Source organism: Metabacillus sp. KH_069 (genome assembly GCF_057838075.1).
On sequence record NZ_CM174460.1, the window covers coordinates 1,071,922 to 1,091,720 of the forward strand.

At 40.9% G+C, this 19,799-nt stretch carries 24 protein-coding genes; 11 read left to right on the forward strand and 13 right to left on the reverse strand.

All coding sequences use genetic code 11. From position 1 onward, the window contains the following. The first annotated feature begins 7 nt into the window (after nt 1–7). Entirely contained in the window at nt 8–1,075 is a 1,068-nt protein-coding gene (locus AC3ISE_RS05345; RefSeq protein ID WP_489224271.1) for a protein kinase family protein, read from the forward strand. A gap of 15 nt (nt 1,076–1,090) precedes the next feature. Continuing rightward, the gene (locus AC3ISE_RS05350) at nt 1,091–1,591 is read left to right on the forward strand and encodes a hypothetical protein (protein WP_489223336.1); all 501 of its coding nucleotides are present in this window, start codon (nt 1,091–1,093) and stop codon (nt 1,589–1,591) included. Between the two features lie 92 nt (nt 1,592–1,683). On the opposite strand, the gene AC3ISE_RS05355 is transcribed toward AC3ISE_RS05350, so the two are convergent. From AC3ISE_RS05355 to AC3ISE_RS05365, 3 genes are read right to left on the reverse strand one after another with little or no spacing between them, the layout of a single operon-like run. Continuing rightward, on the reverse strand, nt 1,684–2,817 hold the full coding sequence (locus AC3ISE_RS05355; RefSeq protein ID WP_489223337.1) for a glycosyltransferase family 4 protein: 1,134 nt from the start codon (nt 2,815–2,817) through the stop codon (nt 1,684–1,686). After that, nucleotides 2,814–3,770, reverse strand: coding sequence for an NAD-dependent epimerase/dehydratase family protein (locus AC3ISE_RS05360; RefSeq protein ID WP_489223338.1), 957 nt, complete (start codon nt 3,768–3,770; stop codon nt 2,814–2,816). Before AC3ISE_RS05360 ends, AC3ISE_RS05355 begins: the two co-directional genes overlap by 4 nt. Further along, nucleotides 3,767–5,053 (reverse strand): UDP-glucose dehydrogenase family protein, encoded by a 1,287-nt coding sequence (locus AC3ISE_RS05365; protein ID WP_489223339.1) that lies wholly within the window; start codon nt 5,051–5,053, stop codon nt 3,767–3,769. The genes AC3ISE_RS05360 and AC3ISE_RS05365 overlap by 4 nt, the downstream gene beginning before the upstream one ends. 217 nt (nt 5,054–5,270) lie before the next feature. Between AC3ISE_RS05365 and AC3ISE_RS05370 the strand changes: the two genes are divergently transcribed. Continuing rightward, on the forward strand, nt 5,271–6,365 hold the full coding sequence (locus AC3ISE_RS05370; RefSeq protein WP_489223340.1) for a glycosyltransferase: 1,095 nt from the start codon (nt 5,271–5,273) through the stop codon (nt 6,363–6,365). 93 nt (nt 6,366–6,458) lie between these two features. Here AC3ISE_RS05370 and AC3ISE_RS05375 read toward each other — a convergent pair whose 3' ends face one another. Then, complete coding sequence (locus AC3ISE_RS05375; RefSeq protein ID WP_489223341.1) at nt 6,459–7,247, reverse strand: HipA family kinase; 789 nt, start codon at nt 7,245–7,247, stop codon at nt 6,459–6,461. 48 nt (nt 7,248–7,295) lie between these two features. Beyond that, nucleotides 7,296–7,574 (reverse strand): hypothetical protein, encoded by a 279-nt coding sequence (locus tag AC3ISE_RS05380; RefSeq protein WP_489223342.1) that lies wholly within the window; start codon nt 7,572–7,574, stop codon nt 7,296–7,298. Between the two features lie 150 nt (nt 7,575–7,724). Between AC3ISE_RS05380 and AC3ISE_RS05385 the strand changes: the two genes are divergently transcribed. Then, the gene (locus tag AC3ISE_RS05385; RefSeq protein ID WP_070878317.1) at nt 7,725–8,075 is read left to right on the forward strand and encodes a DUF1360 domain-containing protein; all 351 of its coding nucleotides are present in this window, start codon (nt 7,725–7,727) and stop codon (nt 8,073–8,075) included. Nucleotides 8,076–8,146: 71 nt separating this feature from the next. Here AC3ISE_RS05385 and AC3ISE_RS05390 read toward each other — a convergent pair whose 3' ends face one another. Further along, a complete protein-coding gene (locus AC3ISE_RS05390) occupies nt 8,147–8,944 on the reverse strand; it encodes a hypothetical protein (RefSeq protein ID WP_489223343.1) in 798 nt (265 codons plus the stop codon). A 125-nt stretch (nt 8,945–9,069) separates the two neighbouring features. Next, entirely contained in the window at nt 9,070–9,786 is a 717-nt protein-coding gene (locus AC3ISE_RS05395; protein ID WP_489223344.1) for a BMQ_0737 family morphogenetic spore coat protein, read from the reverse strand. Between the two features lie 213 nt (nt 9,787–9,999). On the opposite strand from AC3ISE_RS05395, the gene AC3ISE_RS05400 reads away from it, so the two are divergent. The 5 genes from AC3ISE_RS05400 (at nt 10,000) to spoVIF (ending at nt 11,937) form a co-directional block, all read left to right on the forward strand. Then, nucleotides 10,000–10,320, forward strand: coding sequence for a hypothetical protein (locus tag AC3ISE_RS05400; RefSeq protein ID WP_489223345.1), 321 nt, complete (start codon nt 10,000–10,002; stop codon nt 10,318–10,320). 535 nt (nt 10,321–10,855) lie between these two features. After that, nucleotides 10,856–10,996, forward strand: a complete 141-nt coding sequence (locus tag AC3ISE_RS05405; RefSeq protein ID WP_489223346.1) for a hypothetical protein — start codon at nt 10,856–10,858, stop codon at nt 10,994–10,996. A 114-nt stretch (nt 10,997–11,110) separates the two neighbouring features. After that, nucleotides 11,111–11,326 (forward strand): hypothetical protein, encoded by a 216-nt coding sequence (locus AC3ISE_RS05410; protein ID WP_489223347.1) that lies wholly within the window; start codon nt 11,111–11,113, stop codon nt 11,324–11,326. A 92-nt stretch (nt 11,327–11,418) separates the two neighbouring features. Further along, on the forward strand, nt 11,419–11,544 hold the full coding sequence (locus AC3ISE_RS05415; protein WP_489223348.1) for a YjcZ family sporulation protein: 126 nt from the start codon (nt 11,419–11,421) through the stop codon (nt 11,542–11,544). Nucleotides 11,545–11,682: 138 nt separating this feature from the next. Next, nucleotides 11,683–11,937: a sporulation-specific transcription regulator SpoVIF gene (spoVIF, locus tag AC3ISE_RS05420; protein ID WP_070878328.1), complete on the forward strand. Its 255-nt coding sequence runs from the start codon at nt 11,683–11,685 to the stop codon at nt 11,935–11,937. Between the two features lie 71 nt (nt 11,938–12,008). Here spoVIF and AC3ISE_RS05425 read toward each other — a convergent pair whose 3' ends face one another. Next, the gene (locus AC3ISE_RS05425) at nt 12,009–14,270 is read right to left on the reverse strand and encodes an ATP-dependent helicase (protein ID WP_489223349.1); all 2,262 of its coding nucleotides are present in this window, start codon (nt 14,268–14,270) and stop codon (nt 12,009–12,011) included. Nucleotides 14,271–14,425: 155 nt separating this feature from the next. Here AC3ISE_RS05425 and AC3ISE_RS05430 point away from each other — a divergent pair, with 155 nt between their 5' ends. Then, nucleotides 14,426–14,668, forward strand: coding sequence for a hypothetical protein (locus AC3ISE_RS05430; RefSeq protein WP_489223350.1), 243 nt, complete (start codon nt 14,426–14,428; stop codon nt 14,666–14,668). Between the two features lie 252 nt (nt 14,669–14,920). After that, nucleotides 14,921–15,808, forward strand: coding sequence for an MBL fold metallo-hydrolase (locus tag AC3ISE_RS05435; RefSeq protein WP_489223351.1), 888 nt, complete (start codon nt 14,921–14,923; stop codon nt 15,806–15,808). Here the strand turns inward: AC3ISE_RS05435 and AC3ISE_RS05440 are convergent. The 5 genes from AC3ISE_RS05440 to AC3ISE_RS05460 form a co-directional block, all read right to left on the reverse strand. Next, nucleotides 15,805–16,482: a DUF421 domain-containing protein gene (locus tag AC3ISE_RS05440; RefSeq protein ID WP_489223352.1), complete on the reverse strand. Its 678-nt coding sequence runs from the start codon at nt 16,480–16,482 to the stop codon at nt 15,805–15,807. The genes AC3ISE_RS05435 and AC3ISE_RS05440 overlap by 4 nt on opposite strands. A gap of 275 nt (nt 16,483–16,757) precedes the next feature. Then, a complete protein-coding gene (locus AC3ISE_RS05445) occupies nt 16,758–17,189 on the reverse strand; it encodes a GNAT family N-acetyltransferase (RefSeq protein ID WP_309190808.1) in 432 nt (143 codons plus the stop codon). After that, a complete protein-coding gene (locus AC3ISE_RS05450; protein WP_489223353.1) occupies nt 17,190–17,711 on the reverse strand; it encodes a YjcG family protein in 522 nt (173 codons plus the stop codon). 72 nt (nt 17,712–17,783) lie between these two features. After that, the gene (locus AC3ISE_RS05455; RefSeq protein WP_489223354.1) at nt 17,784–18,506 is read right to left on the reverse strand and encodes an alpha/beta hydrolase; all 723 of its coding nucleotides are present in this window, start codon (nt 18,504–18,506) and stop codon (nt 17,784–17,786) included. A gap of 91 nt (nt 18,507–18,597) precedes the next feature. After that, nucleotides 18,598–19,656 carry a hypothetical protein gene (locus AC3ISE_RS05460; protein ID WP_489223355.1) on the reverse strand — a complete coding sequence of 353 codons (1,059 nt, stop codon included), beginning with the start codon at nt 19,654–19,656 and terminating at the stop codon, nt 18,598–18,600. Nucleotides 19,657–19,799: the final 143 nt, after the last annotated feature.

A 19,799-nucleotide genomic window follows, 5' to 3' on the forward strand; every position in this document is an offset into this window, starting at 1 on the left:
ACTTCAAATGAATATATTAAGCTTGTACCCTTTTGATGTGCAGTCAATAACCCTATTAACGAATAAAAGCGGAAGAACGACTTGGCGGGTGGAAACTGAGCAAGGGACTAAAATATTAAAAAGAGTTGTGATGAAGCCTTCGAGAATGCTGCTGATCGCAGAAGGACATGAGCATTTACAGGAAAATGGCCTCCAAATTGCAGCCATACACCGCACCAAAGCTGGAGCTATCTGCGTAGGCGCCGAAAACTCAGCATACGTCCTTTATGATCTGCAAGAAGGAAAAGAAGTACTATATTATGACAAACGCCAAATGCTGCAAATCATGGAGTTTATAGGGAAGTTTCATCAAGCATCAGCCGGATACATGCCGCATGAAACCAGTAAAAAAAGAAGCCGTCTTGGCAAATGGCACAAGTTATTCCGCTGGAAGCTGCAGGAACTGGAAGGAAATAAAATGCTTGCCATAAAATCAGACCTGGAAAATAACCTTCCGGCACCAGCTGTAATTGATCCTGAAATGGAACAAACGTGGATGAATGATCAATTTTCAAAAATGGTGATTGAATCAATAGATGAAATGATCCTTCGCGGAAAACAGGCATTGGCAGAACTCGATGAGGGCCATTATGAGAAGTGGTCGCTGCAATGCCTGGAATCCAGAATGTTTTGCCAGCAGGACTTTACTCTTGCCCGTTTTATTGAGCTGGATGAGGGGCTTGCCATGAAAGAGCTTCATTCCATTACAGCTGATCTGCCATCCAGGGATCTAAGAGTTATTTTAAATAAAGTCATGAAAAAAATGTCAGTGTGGGATCATGATCTTGTCATCGAACTCTTAAGAACGTATGACAAAACGAATCCCCTCACAAAAGATCAATACCGAGTGTTATGGACAGATTTGAAATTTCCGCATTTATACTGTTCCATTGTCCACAAATATTTTTTGGGCCAAAAAACGTCTTGGTCAGATGAAAAATACATTTGGGCTATTCAGAACATTATCGCTGTTGAACAATCAAAACAAAAATTTCTATCAGATTTTGATGAGTTTTATTCCAAAATAAAAGCATAAAGGAGGGGATATAAGATGAGTGAGGCAAAAAAAGATCACAATGAAATACCAATAGTAAAATTAGGTGATTTTTCCTTTTCCCCGCCTGGTCCAATGGGCTGGAGCTCTGCAGAGTATGAAAGCATGCTTGCAGATCCTGAACTGTTTTTGTCCCAGTATAAAATAAAGCATCCTGAACCTCAGCATGAGAACATCATGCTTGTAGAGCTTCCTGTAAGAAACCGGCGGAATTCTGCAATGAATCAAACTGCATTCGCTTCTGTAAAAAAGGAAGCTGTTTCTAAGGAAAAGATAGCCACATCAGCTGTTCCAGTCAAAACGGATGTCTTTGAGCCTGCAATCATGGAAGCGGTTCAGGATGATCAACATACCTACAATTACGATCAATTAATGGAGCATTTGATTGATGAAGAACCTGATTTTTACAGCATTGACGAAGGTATTTTTATTGGAATCGGCAAGAGAAAATCAAAAACCTATTCATCCCGAAGAACGAATCGTGTTATTTTTATCTAATCATAGCTGCAGCATGGGATGCTTGGATTTACCTGGGCGATCACAAAAGCAGCTTAATAAAGATGGAAGAACCAGCCATAAGGCTGGTTCTTTTAAGAGTTTAAATAGATTTTCTCCAGCTTTTTGGCTGTATTTATAAACGAGAATTTCGCTTCGACCATCCTTCTTCCGTTTTTCGCGATATATTCAGAAAGACTGTTGTTTTGTAAAAGGCGTGTAATAAATGAAATGAACGCCTCTTTCTGATCATATTCTCTGATAACATAGCCATTTACATCATTAAATATGACTTCAGCATTGCCTCCCCGATCGGTCGTAAGTATGGGCAGACCAGCCGCCATTGCTTCGTAATGAATTCTGGCAAGAGGCTCGTGCCATTGCGAACTGCAAACAAAGAGGTCCCCCATCAGGAGGATGTTTGGAATTTCAGGTGCTGGTATATATTTTGTGAATAGTACCTTATGTTTAATAGGCTCAGCTATTTCGTGCAGGTGTCTGACATAATCGTTCAGTCCGTTTTCACTGAACCATTTTCCGCCGACGATGGCAAGAACGGCATCTGGTTCGTGTCTGATAATCTCGTACATGGATTTAATAAGCAGGTCAGGACCTTTCGTTTTGCTTAACCTGCCTATGAAAAGAATGACTTTATGATGCTGCTCCAAGCCATATTTTTTCTTCCACTCAGCTCTTATTTCCTGTCCCTTTACCGACCAGACCGGGTGGAATTTTGTGATATCAACTCCAGAATATACTACATGAGTTTTTGGTTCAGCTTGAGGATACCGGACGGTGACGGTGCGTTTAATGTATTCACTTACTGTTGTGATGCTGTCGCAGTGAACAATTACTTCACAGGCTTCCTCGCGGCTCAGCTTTCTCGTCGTAAACATATCATTATGAAGACTTAAAATGATTTTGCTGTCGGGTGAAGCTGCTTTATATCTGCAAACTTCACTTGGACGATTAAAAATATGGATGTGAGTGAATGATTTTTCTTTTAAATCCAATGCGACATTCTCTGAAAATCCAAGTCTGGGAAAGCGGATATAGGTTATTCCGTTCTCAGTATTTCTCTCCGGCAAAAGCGGATCGGTAATAGAATAAACCGTTACACTATAATTCTTGCTGAAATAAGGAGAGATTCCATCAAGCATAAGCTGAATGGCCCCTCCTTTAATAGCAGGTGCAGGCAGTTTTTCTGTGCAGATAAAAGCGAGATTCATGTTGATTCTCCTTTTAGGATGACTTTCATATATTCATATTCTTTGATCAGTCCTTCGCGCAAAGAAATATCAGGTGAATAGCCTAATTCCTTGGATGCGTGGGAGATATCTGCATGGGTGTGTTTAGGTTCGCCGGTCGCTGCATCTAAGTAGCGGATCACAGCCTTTTTGCCTGTGATTGTTTCCATTTCATTAATAATTTCATTAATGGCAGCTCTTTCTTTTCCGCCGATGTTAAAGATTTTTCCGATCGTATTCTCTGCATTCATCACAGCCGCTGTTCCTTTTACGCAATCATCAATGTAAGTAAAATCACGGGATTGAGTGCCGTCTCCGAATAATGTGAGGGGCTGATCCGTTAGAATTTGTTTGAAAAAACGGTGAAAAGCCATATCTGGCCGCTGTCTTGGCCCATACACGGTAAAATAACGCAAAATCGTAACAGGAACATCAAAGTTCTGATGATAAACAGAGCATAAGTGCTCGCCTGCAAGCTTTGTTACCCCGTAAGGCGATAGCGGTTCGGGCATGGCATCCTCAGGCACCATTCCGTGTTTGTATCCATAAATAGACGAGGTGGAAGCATAGATGAACTTTTTCAGATTGACAGATTTAGCGGCCTCCAATAAACGCTGGGTGGCGAGGATATTATTCTCTGTATATGGAAAAAAGTCCTTGCCCCAGCTTGCTCTTACCCCTGGAATGCCTGCCAGATGATAGACAACATCTGCTTTTTGCATAAGCTCCTCACAATCAACATTCATGATTGAGTCTTTAATCAGCAGAAAGCGCGGATGCTGCAGCAAACTATCTATATTTAAATCTTTTAAAGAAAAGGGTGTCGGACCGATAAAGCAATCGATGCCGATAATTGTGTTTTCTTCCTGCTCCAAAAGCTTTTCGCATAAGTGAGAGCCAATAAAACCAGCACAGCCTGTTACAATAATTCTCATATGCGGCCAACTCCAATATAATCTAAATCAGCTGCCCTGATGATGTCAGGATCCAGGCAATTTCTTGCATCAATTACTGATCTGCCTTTCATTTTACTCCGTGCCTGCTTCCAATCGAGGCCAATAAACTGTTTCCAATCTGTTGCCACAACAGTCAGATCTGCGTCTAGCATGGCATCTTCAGGAGTCTCAGTCTGCACAATCATTCTTAGTTCTTCCGGCAGAGATGCTTTGGGATCATATGCAGAAACTGTACACCCATACTCATGCAGTTTTTTGATGAATGCAACAGCGGGAGATTCGCGGATATCATCTGTATTCGGTTTAAAGGCAATACCAAGTACGGCAATTTTCATAGAGGACAGATCCTGATACATAGCTTTTATTTTCTCAAAATAGATGTTAATTTGAGAAGCGTTTACAGATTGAACAGCATCCAATAAGAGAGGCTGAAGTCCGTTATCTTTAGCAGTAAAACTTAAAGATTTTAAGTCTTTTGGAAAACAGGAACCGCCGTAGCCAATGCCTGCCTGCAAAAATGAGCGGCCAATGCGCGCATCCAAGCCAATACCTTTAGCAACATGCGTCACATCGGCGCCAAATTGTTCACAAATCCGGGCGATTTCATTTATAAAACTGATTTTAGCAGCCAGAAAAGCATTAGAAGCATATTTGATTAATTCTGCTCCAGCATAATTCGTGACAATAACGGGAGCTTCCATTCCGCGGTATAGTTCTTTCAATTGACCAAGCAAATCTTCGTTTTCTTTTGCTAAGCCATAAACAATCCGATCAGGAAACCTCATATCATGAAGTGCCGATCCTTCTCTTAAAAATTCTGGATTTGATACAAGATCAAAAAGATCCGGCTGATACCCCTTATCTTTCAGAAGCTGCAGGATAGCTGCATTAGTCCCAGGGGGAACCGTACTTTTTATCATGATTATTTTATAGGAATCAAGATGTTCCATGACATCAATCATCGCTTTATATAGAAAGCTTAAATTTGTGCTGCCATCCGGGAGGGACGGTGTACCGACTGCCATAATAATGATTTCTGCATGGTTTATGCATGAGGGAAGATCGTCAGTAAAGCGGAGCCTGCTTTTATTTTTCTGGACGCAATCTTCTAAATCAGGTTCAAAAATTGGAATAGAGCCGTTCTGCAACGATGCAATCTTTTTAGTGTCATGATCGATGCATGTAACGTGATGACCAATATCTGAGAGAACTGCTGCAGTTGTTAAGCCAACATAACCAGCGCCAATCACGCAAACATTCATAGTGGAAACCCCTTTCTAAACACCATCTCCCATAGCCTATTATGAAACAAGCCTGAAAGGTTACAGCATCTGTGAAAAAACTCATAAAAGAAGCTTTTTACAAGGACAAATTGCCTTACCTGCAGCTTTTGAATAGGCTAGAACATAAAAAATGAAGAGCGAGTGGAGGGATAAGAATCCTTATCTTTACCATGAGCAGAGGAGTGAATCTTCTCAGATGGAAACAATTGCCCATTATTTAATGGAAGACGTGAAAATCAATCAGCGCTTTATATATAATCAAATGGTTTATCAAGGGCTGTATCGGTCAATTGTAATCGGTCCTTTTCCAAGAAAACATGACACTGATTTTCCATTTGAATCCTTTTATAATATAAATGAGATTTCAGATCTGGATGCGTTTTTTAAGGAACAAAAGGTAGTCGCCATCCATGCACATCACGGAAAACATGCCGTTGATGTTTTTCCGCTTGCCATGCAGCATAATCTTCCTTTTATAGTGAGCATCCGCGGTTCTGATGGTTCAGCACAAAGCGAAGTGCTTTATAATAAAAATTTTTCCCGTTACCGGTCGATTGTAAATTATGACAGCTTGTTCGTTCCGGTCTGTGAGTATCTTGGAAATGAGCTGCTGAAGCTTGGGGTTCCGAGTGACAAGATAAATGTCCTATACGGGGGCATTGACCTTGATCTGTTTCCTTTCCAAGAACGCCGCAAACCGGGTGATGGGGAATTCGTCATGATTTCAGTCGGCAGGCTTGTTCAAAAAAAAGGGCATGAAACCCTTATTCATGCATTTAAAACTGTTCAAAAAAATCATCCGGAAATCAAGCTGAAAATTATCGGAGGCGGCAAAGAGAGGCCAGTTCTTCAAAAGCTGATTGAAGAACTGGAGTTAACACAATCCGTTTCTTTATTAGGGAAAATGAGCTTGTTTGAAATAGCTGCGGAGCTTCAAAAAGCACATCTCTTTTGCTTGCCAAGCGAAACGGCACCAAATGGAGATGTTGAGGGAATTCCGAATGCTTTAAAAGAAGCGATGGCCATCGGGCTTCCGGTCATATCAACTAGACATGCAGGTATACCTGAGCTGATTACTCATCTGCGCACAGGTTATTTAATTGAAGAACGGAATATTCAGCAGCTTGTTGACGGCATTGAATCATTTATACGTTCACCGGAAGCTTGGAGTGAATACTCAAAGGCTGCACGATGCGTTATAGAGGAAAGATTCGAATTAAAAAAGCAGCTGAGAAAGCAGCATGAGGTGTATGAAAGATTTGTAAAAAAACATATAGAAATAGAGTATTGAAACGCAGTGTGATGGCTGCGTTTTTTTTATTTTGCTGCAGGGAAGGCATGAAACCAGTGAAGTTTACAAAAAGCACAACAAAAAAACACCTCATTAGGTGCTGAAATACTCGCTGTTTGCATCAATAACCAGTTTTGGCAGCTCATGCAGCTGTTCTCTATTTAAGAAGGCATACAACTTTTCTTTTTCCATCTCAGATACATCCCATTCATAAGGTAATTCTTTGAGAACATTCCAAATATGATCTTGCTTAATGTTCATGATTTTTTCACTGAAAGCAAACAGCAGAGAGGGATCTCGAACAAGTGAACTTGCCCATTTATATACAGGCATTTTAACCCGGTACAATGGATCCTGAATGAGTGTTTCTTCGTTCCATTCATACATTCCCGGGAAGCATCTGCCATGGTCAATCATCCAGAAATGATACCTATCGCAATCATTTTTTTCGAACAGGAGATTTGTCCGGCTTCGGTCATTGTTGTTTATCCACTGATCGAACACGAGCATACCTGTGAGGTTATTACAGTTTACCAGATTTTCTTTATGCGGAAGTTCACTGAGTTCAGCGTAAGAGGCAGCATGTTCAAGAAACGGGATTGCAAGGTGTTTTCCTGATTTATAGGATGCGTGACGGTAAGCAGGTATATCTGCAAGAGAATCTATTGGCATGTCAACGATTTTCATGTTTAATACAGGCAGACCAAGAAGCTGTGCAAGCTTAACAGCAAGCCATTCATTTACAACTTCGCGTTTGCGGTATTTTCGAACATGATGAAATTTTACAACATACTTCTGATTATCACTGAATAAAAACAGATGAGCATAATTGCCTTCTAATGTCCTTAAATATTGAACTGGCACGATTTCTTTTTTTGACAAGCATCCATTCCCCCTGTCATCCAGAAAAAGCTTTTAAACGTCCGCTATTTATTCATCTTCCCCTTCAATGTTCTTTTCAGATAGAGGCAGATCCAGTCCCGTAATTTCATTGAAAGAAAAAGACTTTTGTGTTCCGCCATGCTCGTAAAAACGGTCAATCATAAAGTGGGCGCATTCACCTTCAATATCTATAGAAATTAAAGAGGCTTCATAATAAATCTTCTCACCGGCATGTACATTGACTTCTGTGCCTTCTGTTAATTGGATCAGTATCTCTTGGACGGGCTGCGTGGATCCGCCTTCACCAGAAAATTGTAATTTACTCATAAGATCCTCCTTCAATTTGATTTACTAACCAGTATATGTTGCATCTCCCCAGAAAGTATGGATATTTAACCAGTAAACGTTAACTTCGGTCATAAACGCTGAATGCTTTCATAAAATGTATCATTATCTCAGGCAAAGAAGGAGACCTATATGATTGGATGGATCGATTTTATCCTGCTGTTTTTAGCGAGCTTCCGCCTTACCAGATTGCTTGTTTATGATAGAATAACCGCATTTATTAGAAGGCCCTTCCATAGGGAAGCGGAAGAAGTATTGCCGGATGGAAGTAAACTTTCCTACATTGAAATAAAGGGGACAGGGCTGCAGAAATGGATTGGTGAATTGCTCAGCTGTTACTGGTGCACGGGAATTTGGACATCTGCCTTTTTGTATTTTATCTTTATATATATGACAGATCAGGCAGCTCCTCTCATACTCATATTGGCTATTGCAGGATGTGCGGCGATCCTGGAGTCTATCATTGAAAAATTAACATTTTAAAAGAGTCTATTGCTAGACTCTTTTTTTGAGCAGTCTTATACTCAAAGCACTTCAGCATTTCTTTCTGAATGTTATTGGATGGAAAGATGATTGAGTGAGGAAACACCCTTAGGAAGTTCCTTCGTATAAACAAATCCTTTTACCGATATTGGACGTTTGTCGGGTATAGGGAATGAAATTTCGAAACCTGAAAAAATAAGATCATCATTTGGATTGATTTGAGTTTCGGTTATTGGCTGAAGCCAGTATTGATTTTCGCTGCGAATTCGCTCTCTCCAGTTTTCATGAACATGCTTCCAATGATTGCTTGGGGCATCCTCATAGATTTTGGTGTCATCCATTTTACGCTGCATAATGATTTTTCCGCTTAATGATCCGAATTGAAGCGGGGAAATCTGAATGCAGATAATCGGCTGATGAAGTGGCTGATTGCCCGTATTTCTTATAATGAAATCTCCAAATACAGATAGATTGTCATCTTCTGATTGAGGAAGAAAAATAGATGCCTGGAAATATGAATGAACTTGAAAAACAGGTTCAACTACAACTGGCTTTGCTTGTTCTTCCTGCATCAGCATTTTTTTTCGGATATCAGCTGTTCTTCTTTTTTCTTCTTCAAGAGCCACTTCAAGTTTAAGTACTTTTTTTTCAAGCTGAAAAACTTCTTTTTCGTATTGTTCAGTATGAGTATGAAGAGCTTCATTTAGTTTTTCCTGCAAATACTGGTTGCGGATGATTTCTTTTTTTACCTGATTTTCTGCATCACTTACTAGCTTCTGCATGCGGCTTAGTTCAGAACGGTAATGCAGAATCTGCTGCTGAAGCTGTATGAAACGTTCTGCAGAATGAGGACCTTCTTGTTTTTTCATCTTTTGCCGCTCCTTCCTGAACTCCCTAAAGCATATGTATGAGAAACAACAGAAAATCATTTCAAATGGTTTTTATAAAAAACAAAAAATAAGAGGCTGCTGGATGCAGCAGCCTCTTAATGGTATTAGTGTACTGGGAAGATATCCGGGCATTGAGGCGGGAAATGGTTATTGTCACATGCATTGATTGCTTCTGTTAACTCATCACGCGGTCTGCAGATTTTAGCTTCCACTTCAAGTTTCACATTAGCTTCCATTTGAACATCTAAGCAGAATGTAATGGATACATCTAATTGTGAGAACACGTCTGTGCAGACTAAAGTTGCATCGCATTCAAAGAAGTTAATATGGCAATCCAGCTCAGTGCCTTCTGGTGCACAAAGAATAAATGTTTGTGCTGTAGCGAATGGAATCGGTTTTGATTCACATAGAACGTTGTCATTTGCATCTAGAACTTCAACTGTTACGAAGCCTTTTACAAGAACTTTCACTTTTTGCAATGTAACTTCATCGCCGTTTGGAAGATTCACTTTTACATCTGTGCGTTTGTCAGAAGGCGAAATTTCCTGGCAAAGGAAAGATCTGCTGTCTGAATTAGGATCAATTTTACGTCCATCCTTATCACTCAGGAAACAATTGACTGTTAAATCACCTGATCTCACCTTGTGTTTTAAGAATTTACAAAGATCATCATGTTTATCATGTTTCTCTCCGCAGTCAAATAATTTATCTAATTCTTTGTCATTAACGCTGATTAATGGCAGATCTACCGGACGAGTAACCCAGTCGTACACTTTACGCGTCTTAATACAAACTTTTTCTTTACGAGAATGATGACTCACTGTTGTTTTCCTCCTATCTTAATTTCTCCCGTCCATTTTAATGAACAGATACATTAGGTGTCGGGACTAATGTATAGTATGTTTTTTCCCAATTTGTGTGCCGTGATAAGAGCGGAATTTTAGGTGAATGTCAGTTTCCTGCATAAATGCACGGAAGTCTGAATTTCTTATTAGTAAGGGAATAATTTAAGTATATGGAGGGAGAGGAAAAGAGTGACAAATCAGCAAACTGAAAGCCTAAAGACTCTTAAAGCGAGAATGGCGTATTTACAGCGGGAGCTTTCGCATACAAAAGCACAGCTGCTCGATTATGAGGAGAATGGTACGTTCAATGAACTTAGAAAAGAAAATAACATTCTCAAAGAAAAGCTTAAGAGTCTAGAAGGGGAAAATCTCGTTCTATTTGAATTGCTCACGAAAAACAACACTGTAAAAGATAAAGCTGATCACGAAACAGCAGAGAAGTTTGACTCATGGTTTATGAGCAACTTGAAAAGTCAAGCTTCAAAAGATAATGGAAGGCAGAAGGAGTAACTACTGTTTTCTTTGTTTTGTATTATATGTAGATTTAATTTTCGGCTTCGATCTTCGTCAGAGCGGAACCTTAACCGCTGAATCCATTTTTATTGGTGTCCAGCTCCATCGCCCAACTCCTCGGTCAGAACGGCTCCGTCAGCAAAGGCAAAAAGCGCCTTTACTGGCTGAGACTTATCTGTCTGCCTGCGCTAAACGGGCGATTCCACTTTTCTTGGTGTCCAGCTCCATCGCCCAACTCCTCGGCCAGAACGGCTCCGTCAGCAAAGGCAAAAAGCGCCTTTACTGCCGGATCCTTATCTGTCTGTCGGAGCTAAACGGGCGATTCCGCTTTTCTTGGTGTCCAGCTGCGGCGCCTAACTCCTCGGCCAGAACGGATCCGTCAGCAAAGGCAAAAAGCGCCTTTACTGCCGGATCCTTATCTGTCTGTCGGAGCTAACCAGGCACCTCCGCTTTTGTAAATAGTTCTTTCGCTGAAGTCAAAGCTTTGGTTATAAACATACTGTATGAGTAATAACAGAAAGGGAGGATTAGTATGCAATATAAAAAATCGGCAAAATCCGCCAGTTCAAATTCAGTCGTGGTGTTTGGCTCTTCCCAATATAAGCAGTTATCCGGCAATACACTGAAGGCGGGCTGCGGATGCGGCAAGAAAAAGAAGATTGTTAAAGAATAGGGTTATACATTAAATACATGAAAAAATCCTCTGTTTTCACAGTGGATTTTTTGTTTTTCCAGCTATAAGCAAAATGCTTTCTTATTGAATAAGTTATTTGGAGAGGTGAGTGACTTGGGAAAGCTTAGCGGGGAATTCGAAAAGTTTCTTGATGGGCTTTATGGCCGCCATGATGAGATCCAGGTAAAGCATTCGAAATGGATGAACCAAAAAGAGAAGGACTTAGATTCACTGGACATCTCAGCAGGCAAATTTGAAGGACGGATGGAGCAGATGGCAAATGAAGCGGAGAGATGGATGACAGCACAGGAAAAACATCTAAAATCTTAAATTTCCGCACTTTACCTACTCAATCTGTCCAAACAAACAGGTACATCTGACATAAGATGTATAGACGAAAGGCAGAAGGAGGTGGCTAAGATATGGGTTACGGATATTGTGGATATGGCGGCGGTTACGGCGGCGGCGGCTACTACGGTTCAACATTCGTATTAATCGTTGTATTGTTCATCTTATTGATCATCGTAGGTGCTTCTTTCTATAACTAAGCATAACGAAATCGAATGAATAGGAAGTACGGGCATTATTGTCCGTACTTTCCTTTTTTTAAGCTCTTTTTTAAAAAAAGATAGGCACAACAGATCCGGAGCTTCATAGGATATATCATCATAAAGGAGGCAACAAACATGGATAATCACTTCTTTAAAAATCTTGAAAAGAAAACTGGCGTAAATATGAAGGAAGTATTAGATCTTGCAAACTCCCTTCAAAATGCCAATTTCAAAGATGAACAAACCGTCCGCGGAGTCATTCGCCGCGTCTCTCAAATTGCCAATAAGCCCGTTAATAAAGAAATGGAAGACAAAATCGTAAACAGCATTGTGAATGGAAAAGAGAAGCTCGACTTTGGAACCATTTCTAAGATGATTAACAAGAAATAAGAAAATGGCCTCTCCAGATCTGGAGAGGCCATTTATTGGGGTTGACTGATTTGACTGATTCCTTATAAGCCTCAAACCATCAATCCTCTGATAAAGCGTGACGGAATGGCTTTTCGTCCCCGTCTGTACTGAGGAACAGATACAGATAGAGAAGATTTCGCACGTGTCATAGCGACATACATTAAGCGGCGTTCTTCTTCGATTGGCTTTTCATCGCCTTTTCGGAAGGAATCCAGTGCGAAATCATGCGGCAAGCCTCCGTCTACTGCTCCTAAAATATAGACATGTTCATATTCTAAACCCTTCGCCCGGTGAACAGTCATCAGCTGAACGGCATGCGGGTCCCGCTTTTGTTTCCATTCCTTCGATTTGGCTGTCATATGCTCGACATGCTCCAGAAGTTCTGCGACCGTATCAAATTTATTGGCAAGCACTCTTAAATCCTTCAGATCGTCCGAGCCTTTTTCAATGGCGTTCCCTTCATTGCCCCGCTTTTTCAAAAAGTCGGAGAACCCCATATCTTTTTCAATCATATCAATGGCAGCTGCAGGCTTTAGTGTTTTCAGTTTTGCAAACATCGGCACAATCCGCTTGATTTTTGCCTTTTGAAACGGCTGAAGGGACTCAAGTTTGGTCAGCGCCTCAACGAATGTGCAATCATGTGTAATCGAAAAAGCCTTCAAGTCGTTCAGTGCACTCTGTTTTATAAAAAGAGCGCTCATCACATGGACGATGGCAGCAGAATCGTCCGGGTTCATGCCGAGTCTTAAGTATGCAAGCAGCCCCTTAACCATTCTTCTTTCGTAAAAAGAGAGTCCTTCCTGTTCAATCGTAAAGGGGATGCTCGATTGAGCGAGCCGTTCGAAAATGGCACGGCCTGCCGTATGAGTCCGGTACAGAACGGCAAACTCACCCGGTTTTGCTCCGTTTTCAAGCTTTTCCTTCATGTCATTCACAACAAGCGTGGCTTCCTCTTCTTCATCATGAGGAAAAAAGAAGAGGGGAGGTGCTTCGTTTTGATATTGTGCGTTCATGGCTTTTTGATGGCGCTGTTTATTTTTAGAAATAACCGAATTGGCGCTTGAAACAATTTCGTGGCTTGACCGGTAATTCTCTGCAAGTGTCACAATTTTCGCGTCAGGAAAATCACTTTTAAAATTCAGAATAAAAGAAGGATCACTGCCCCTGAATGCGTAAATAGATTGATCATCATCACCGACAACACAAAGCTGATTGGTGTGGGATGACAGCATTTTTAAAAGCTCATACTGAACGGGATTAATATCCTGGAATTCATCTACGAGAAAATAGCGGAACCGCTTTTGATATTGGGCAAGCAGATCGGGATTTTCGAGTAATAGTTCGTAGCATTTAATCAGCATATCATCAAAATCAAACTGATTCTGAGCGCTCTTCATTTCTTCATATTTTTCGTAAAGAAATAAGGCTTGTTCTTCCCATTCTGTTTCAGGCTTTATGTCGCGCTTAGAAAGAAATGTATTTTTCCAGAAGCTGATCTGCTGCAGGGCCTGATCGTATGGAAACTCCTTTTCATCCAGACCCAGCTCGCGTCCCGCTGATTTTATGTACTGCTCTTTCTGCCAGTCCCATTTAATCAAGTGCTGCCCGTTCCACCTTTCCTGATCGCTGTGCAGCAGAATTTTATAAAAAATGCTGTGAAATGTTCCGCACACAAGTCTGCCTGAAGCTTGTGAAGTCGAATATTCATTCAGGCGGTGCTTCATTTCCTGAGCTGCCTTTGAAGTGAAGGTGACAAGCATGATGGAGCCGGGATTTATTTGCTGTTCTTCCATCATATAAAGAGCGCGTGTTGTTAAAACACGTGTCTTGCCGCTCCCGGCGCCCGCGAGAACTAGAAGCGGACCGTCAATCGTAGTAACAGCTTCAAGCTGTGTATCATCAAGTTTTACTTCCAAAATGCTTTTTGCAGCCGTTTTTTCCTTTGCACGAAGCGGAACAGCCCCAAGTTTTGCAAGCTGATATGGCTTCCAGGCCGATTCTTTTTTAGGCTGATCTTCTCCAATGGCTCTTTGTGACGGCATACGAAAACCGTTCGTTTCTTTATGAACAATTTCCTTTGAGGCAGCCGCCTGCTGGATTGTTTCGCTGTATTGTTCACATTGCTCATGTACCGCATGATCAGCATGATAAAAATAAGGTTTTTGTTTGATGCCCAAGTATAGCTTTAATGGCTGATTGCAGCATGCGCATGTCACTTTTCCATGAAGGCTTGCTTCATAGATTTGCTGAAACCGTTCTCTGGCCAAATAAGGGAGCTGTATAAATTCATCTTTAAATTTTCCGCAAATCAACGAAAGTCCTCCCATAATTTCACAGTAAAATGCGTATCTTTATGGATAAAGACACAAACTCTATCTTATCAAAAGGAAGCAAAACAAAAAAGGGGAAGGAAGATTCGTTTTAGAGCACGAAATAATGGGAATAGATTCTGACAGGGGTGATGAAGATGAGTTACGTAGCACCAATTCAGTTAGATCAATATGTGCAGTATGCCAACCGGATGGTAAGGCACAAGCAGGATTATGCAGAATTATCAAGTGTCACGAGAACCCAGCTTAACACCAGATCAGCTGAAGAAGAAAAGAAATTTGCCAGTATGCTTGATCAGGAAAAACGAACAAAACAGATCAGAGAGATTTATTTGAAAAGAATGACAGGGAATGGACATCTGCTTAACGAATCTGTTTAAGAAGATTATTTGAAGACTCTTTTCGTAAACATTATTGCTTTTAAACTAGATATATAAAACCATAAGTGGATTGTAGCGGAAGGAACTTGACTCCTGCGGGAATTAGAGCGAAATGGGAGACCCCGTAGGCTGGCCGAGAAGGCTCCCACGCTCCCCGCGGAAAGCAAGTTCCTGGAGCGGAAAGTAACGGACAACATTTATGTTTGAAAACAACAATCTATGCGAAAAAAGCCTATTTGAAAGAGGTATGTCATGAAAATGATCCAACTAACGGAAAAGTGCTTTTATTTTCAGGGTGCCGTCAATATCGGATATATCAGGAGCGGCAAGTTTGGAATGCTTATTGATGCAGGCCTGGATGATCAAACAGCAAAAAAAGTCTGCAGACAATTAACAGACCAGAGCTTTCCTTTAACCCATTTATTTATCACCCATGCTCATGCAGACCATTACGGCGGTGCAGCATATATTCAAGAAAAGCATCACGTTTATACATTCGCTTCAAAAGAAGAGGCAGCCATTTTAACGAATCCGATATTGGAACCGCTTTACTTATTTCAGGGCAATAAGCCATTGCCTGAGCTTCGGAATAAGTTCCTGGAAGGTGCTCCTATTATGATCGATGAAGAGGCAGCGGAAGGAGAGCTCCAATTTGGCGATGTTTTATTTGAATGCATCGCATTCCCAGGTCACAGTCTTATGCAGCTTGGTGTAAAGGCGGACGGCATTTTATTCGCTGCAGACGCCTATTTTGGGACAGCTCAGCTGAAAAAACATAAGATTCCCTACATAATAGATGCGGAAGATACGCTTCAATCTTTAGAAAAACTGTTAACCATCAAATGTCTTGGAGCGGTTCCCGGACATGGAACCTATGAAGAAGCCTTTCAGGAAACGGTCAAGCAAAATATAGAGTATCATCAGCATGTACTCTCTGTGCTTAATGACATGCTTTTGAGTGATTCTCATACACATGAACAGATCATTCAGAAAATGTGCCGCCAATTTGATGTAAATCCTTCGTCGCTTTCAACCTGGCTGCTGTTTCGGACAGCAATCACGGCATACGCCACCAAGCTTGTAAAAGATCAAAAAGCTCAATTAGTAATCGAGGATGCCATTTTGTATTTAAAGTGCTAATTCATTTTTTGCAGAAAAAGCCCATCTCCTTCAAGCCATTCAGCGTATAAGACCTCTCTGTAGGTCTTTATATTTTGTTTCCTGAGCTCTGTCTGAAGCCATTCTTCAGAAAATCCTGCTTCTTTCACATTATCAAGCAAGACTTCCCCATCCAGAATCATGGAAAAAGGCAGAATCGCTCTTGAAGGAGGCATGTTAAACTCACTTCGTGTCGGCGTCTCAAATTTTGGCTTCTTTAAGATGTTTACTGTCCCGTCTGTTTCCAAAACAGCAAAAGCTACTTCTCTTAGTGAAAAAGCTCCTTTCGCTCTTACCAGGTGCTGCAGCTGATTAATGTCCAGCTTGCTTTTTCTCAGATTTTCACGGTTAATTTCTCCATTATGTATGACAATGGTCGGTCTTCCCTCTAAAAATGCCCTTGTTTTTTTCCACTTTTGTGTGATGATTTCCAGAAGGAAAATAAGCGCGCCCCATACTGAGATGGCAAACAAAATTTTGGTAATTCCATTATTATCATCAAATACCGCATTCCCAACAAGCTCTCCAAGAACAAGGGCAGAGATGAAGTCAAACGTTGTAATTTGGGTAATTTGCGTTTTCCCTAAGATGCGCGTTAAGAAAAACAATCCAAAAAAGCCTACCACTAAATCAATGCCAATATGTACAAATTCCATTGCGTCACCTTGTCTCATGTTAGATGCATTTAGCATGTGCAGGTTGGCCTGTTTTTATTGAAGAAGAATACTTTAAACATCGGTCTTAAATGAATATTCCTCCAAAGAGTCAACTCCACGATTTTGGGTACTCATATGTATTGTATAGTCCCGCCTAGAACCAAACATTAAATCACAATAACAAAAAACGGATACTGATTGCAGTGCAATGCAGTACCCGTTTTCTTCTGTATTTTGCTGTTTTCACTCAGTAATTGAAACCGTTAGAGCAGTTTTTAAGATTTCATTTCTTTTACCATCGTTACATGAGGAATGCCTGCATCTAAAAATGTTTCTTTTGAAATGGTGTTATAGCCAAGCTTCTCATAGAAAGGCTCTGCATGTGTTTGTGCATTCAGTTTTAACGTCTGCATTTCTTTTGAAGCAGCGATCTCTTCAAGTTTTTCCATGATGATTTTTCCTGCACCTTTAGACCGGTAATCAGGAAGCACGCAAATGCGTTCAATTTTGCCGATGCCGTTTAGGATGCGGAAACGTCCTGCGCCGACGGGCTTGTCGCCGTCATATAAAACAACGTGAGAAGCTTCTCTTTCAAATTGATCGATTTCCTCTTCTTCAGGAACTTGCTGTTCTTCTACAAACACTTTTGTGCGGACATCATAGGCGTCCTGCAATTCTTCATCTGACTTTACAATTCTTGCGATCACTTACAGTCCTTCCTTTCCAAGCAGAAATGTTTCATAAACCGTCCAAGATCCATTTTCCAGCTGATAAAGGAGATGAAAGCGGTCAACGGTTTCTTCGTGCTGAAAATCTGTCATTTTCAGGCGGCCAAGCACATCTGAATGTTCATCGTCAGACAGCTTTTGACCAATCGTTATATGCGGAACAAAGGCATATTCTGGCTCAATATTTGAGAAATATTCGCCGTGCAGCGCATCATACAGATTCAAGATTTCTTCTGTAGGCTCCACTTTAAGATAAATGACATTGTTTACTGGTGAAAAGGAGCTGAATTTTCTAATTGAGAGTGAGAGCGGCTGCATTTTTTGTGCAATCTGGCGCAGCTCTCTTGAAATGTCCCTTACTTGCTCATCTGTCGCTTCAAATGGCTGTTTAAGCGTCAAGTGAGGCGGAATCAATGCATAATTGGGATCATAGCGCTTTCGGTAAGAGTTAGCTGAATCCTGCAGTTTTTTTGATGGAAAAATGGCAATTCCGTACTTCATAAGGGTTCCCTCCCATGTATAAATATGTATTCATAGTATATCAAAATTTAAGGATTGAAGCATATGAGACCATTAGAACATTGTTTTTAAAATCTTTTTCAGAGACGGCTGCCAGTATGTCCATTTATGATCGCCTTCAAATTCTTCATAAACAGATGGAATTCCTTTAGCTTCAATGGCAGTGTGCAGTTCCCTGTTTGGAGTCAGGAAGTCCAATACGGCGCCATCTGTCGTTTTTACTTCTGTTTCTTTCGTGCCGATTTGGTGATAAATAGATAATAAGGCAGGGGAAGAAAAATCCTTCACCATCTGCAGAACGGCTTCATCTGAATAAGGTGATTGCATCATGACTTTACCAAACGTATTCGGATAAGTAAGAGCAGTCATAAAAGATACAGTTCCAGCAAGTGAATCTCCAATCAGAGCCCGTCCGGCACCCATTTGATAGGTTGGAAACTCCTTGTCCAAAAAGGGAACAACTTCATGAGCCAAAAAGCGAATATAGGCTTTTTGCTTTGGCCCTTCCGGATGATATTTATCACGGCGGTCTTGCACGTCACGATACGGAATTCCGACGATGATCACATTTTCAATTTCTTTCCTGCTTAACAGCTCCTCTGTCTGCCTTGGGATGCGCCCGAGCCTGAAGTAATCCTGACCGTCCTGTGCAATAATCAGGCTGTACTTATAAAGAGGCGAATAATTCTTCGGCAAATAAATCAGGAGCGTTACTTCTTCTTCTAATTCCTTTGAATAAAGCAGCGTCTCTTTTACAATTCCTGCTTTCGCTGTCATCACGATACCCCCAAAGATGATGGACGCTGTCACATCCATTATTAAAAACGCTTCCATTCATTTTAGCATGAATTGCGGCAAAATTCTTGCTTCACGCGCGATTGATTTTTGCAGAAACGTCTGACATAAAGCGGCCGGCTTCATCGGCATTTAAAAGAATGATATCTGCTTTCTTTTTGATCCCATACATGAGCTCTGCGGATACAGCTTCTTTTAAAACGATTTTAATGGCCGGTTTTTCTTTTATGAAATCAGGCAGACTCAAATCCAGAACGTTTTTTTCTTGTTCTCTTGTTAATTTTTCAGGGAAATCGTTTTCCTTGATCTCCTTTATTAGGTGAATGGGAATGGTGACCCGTTTAGAGATTCCAGCCTGAAGGTATAAGCTATGTTCCGTCAGTCTGTACGGAGTCAGTCTTATAGCTTGAAGATCTGCCAGAATAAAGAGGACTCCATAGCTGTTTAAAATAAGCAATACCCATGAAAGAACGGGACTAAACGAATGAAGAAGAAAATGAAATCCAGCTGTTTCAAGGACAATGGCATGAATCAGCATGATGTTTAGGGCAATAACACTTGTTTGATGATGAGCGGTGAAATAAACACCTCCATGCTGAGGGGCTTTTTTCCGCCAATTGAAGAAAGCAAAGTAGAAAATGGAAATCTCCGTAAAAAGGATATCCATCAAGCGGTTTGAAGGAACATGATTTTCAAAAGCGGCTTTCGCTTTTGGAAAAAAGAATGGGAGATCAGTATTCAACTTGTAATCTCCAATGATTCGCGGAAGTTTCTTAAAAAAGAGAATAAGGATAAAAATCTCCGCGAGTAAAACAAGAGCTTCACAAGCAAAAAGCAGCCACGGTATAAAGGAGAAAGCCTTCATTTGCTGAACGGGGATGAGAAAGCGGGCAAATCCATAACCGGCAAGGATGACAGGAACCAGATAGGTAAGGGAGTACCTTTTTCTTAAGATAAACAAGTAGGTTAAAAGCGGTATCACAACCAGAAAATCAAGCAGAGAACCTAGAGCTGCTCCCTGCGGAACAGGCTGCATGAATGGAAAACGGTAGATTGCGGCATTTGATCCGGCAATGAGAAGAACCAATGCTGCAAAAAGACCCCATTTTGGCTTTGTTAATGAATGTGTCATTCGTATCGCCACCTTTCACTTATAGGATAAATATATCATGAAAATATGTAAAAAAAAGACAGTTGATTTGAACGGTTTTTGACAGATTCAGGACGCGGCATAATTCCATTCTTCAGCACATATTCCTTATATAAAGACAAGCC

Coding starts and splice junctions, on each gene's coding strand:
- AC3ISE_RS05345 (WP_489224271.1), top strand. CDS start 8: ATGAATATATTAAGCTTGTACCCTTTTGATGTGCAGTCAATAACCCTA.
- AC3ISE_RS05350 (WP_489223336.1), top strand. CDS start 1,091: ATGAGTGAGGCAAAAAAAGATCACAATGAAATACCAATAGTAAAATTA.
- AC3ISE_RS05355 (WP_489223337.1), bottom strand. CDS start 2,817: ATGAATCTCGCTTTTATCTGCACAGAAAAACTGCCTGCACCTGCTATT.
- AC3ISE_RS05360 (WP_489223338.1), bottom strand. CDS start 3,770: ATGAGAATTATTGTAACAGGCTGTGCTGGTTTTATTGGCTCTCACTTA.
- AC3ISE_RS05365 (WP_489223339.1), bottom strand. CDS start 5,053: ATGAATGTTTGCGTGATTGGCGCTGGTTATGTTGGCTTAACAACTGCA.
- AC3ISE_RS05370 (WP_489223340.1), top strand. CDS start 5,271: ATGGAAACAATTGCCCATTATTTAATGGAAGACGTGAAAATCAATCAG.
- AC3ISE_RS05380 (WP_489223342.1), bottom strand. CDS start 7,574: ATGAGTAAATTACAATTTTCTGGTGAAGGCGGATCCACGCAGCCCGTC.
- AC3ISE_RS05385 (WP_070878317.1), top strand. CDS start 7,725: ATGATTGGATGGATCGATTTTATCCTGCTGTTTTTAGCGAGCTTCCGC.
- AC3ISE_RS05390 (WP_489223343.1), bottom strand. CDS start 8,944: ATGAAAAAACAAGAAGGTCCTCATTCTGCAGAACGTTTCATACAGCTT.
- AC3ISE_RS05405 (WP_489223346.1), top strand. CDS start 10,856: ATGCAATATAAAAAATCGGCAAAATCCGCCAGTTCAAATTCAGTCGTG.
- AC3ISE_RS05415 (WP_489223348.1), top strand. CDS start 11,419: ATGGGTTACGGATATTGTGGATATGGCGGCGGTTACGGCGGCGGCGGC.
- spoVIF (WP_070878328.1), top strand. CDS start 11,683: ATGGATAATCACTTCTTTAAAAATCTTGAAAAGAAAACTGGCGTAAAT.
- AC3ISE_RS05430 (WP_489223350.1), top strand. CDS start 14,426: ATGAGTTACGTAGCACCAATTCAGTTAGATCAATATGTGCAGTATGCC.
- AC3ISE_RS05435 (WP_489223351.1), top strand. CDS start 14,921: ATGAAAATGATCCAACTAACGGAAAAGTGCTTTTATTTTCAGGGTGCC.
- AC3ISE_RS05440 (WP_489223352.1), bottom strand. CDS start 16,482: ATGGAATTTGTACATATTGGCATTGATTTAGTGGTAGGCTTTTTTGGA.
- AC3ISE_RS05450 (WP_489223353.1), bottom strand. CDS start 17,711: ATGAAGTACGGAATTGCCATTTTTCCATCAAAAAAACTGCAGGATTCA.
- AC3ISE_RS05455 (WP_489223354.1), bottom strand. CDS start 18,506: ATGACAGCGAAAGCAGGAATTGTAAAAGAGACGCTGCTTTATTCAAAG.
- AC3ISE_RS05460 (WP_489223355.1), bottom strand. CDS start 19,656: ATGACACATTCATTAACAAAGCCAAAATGGGGTCTTTTTGCAGCATTG.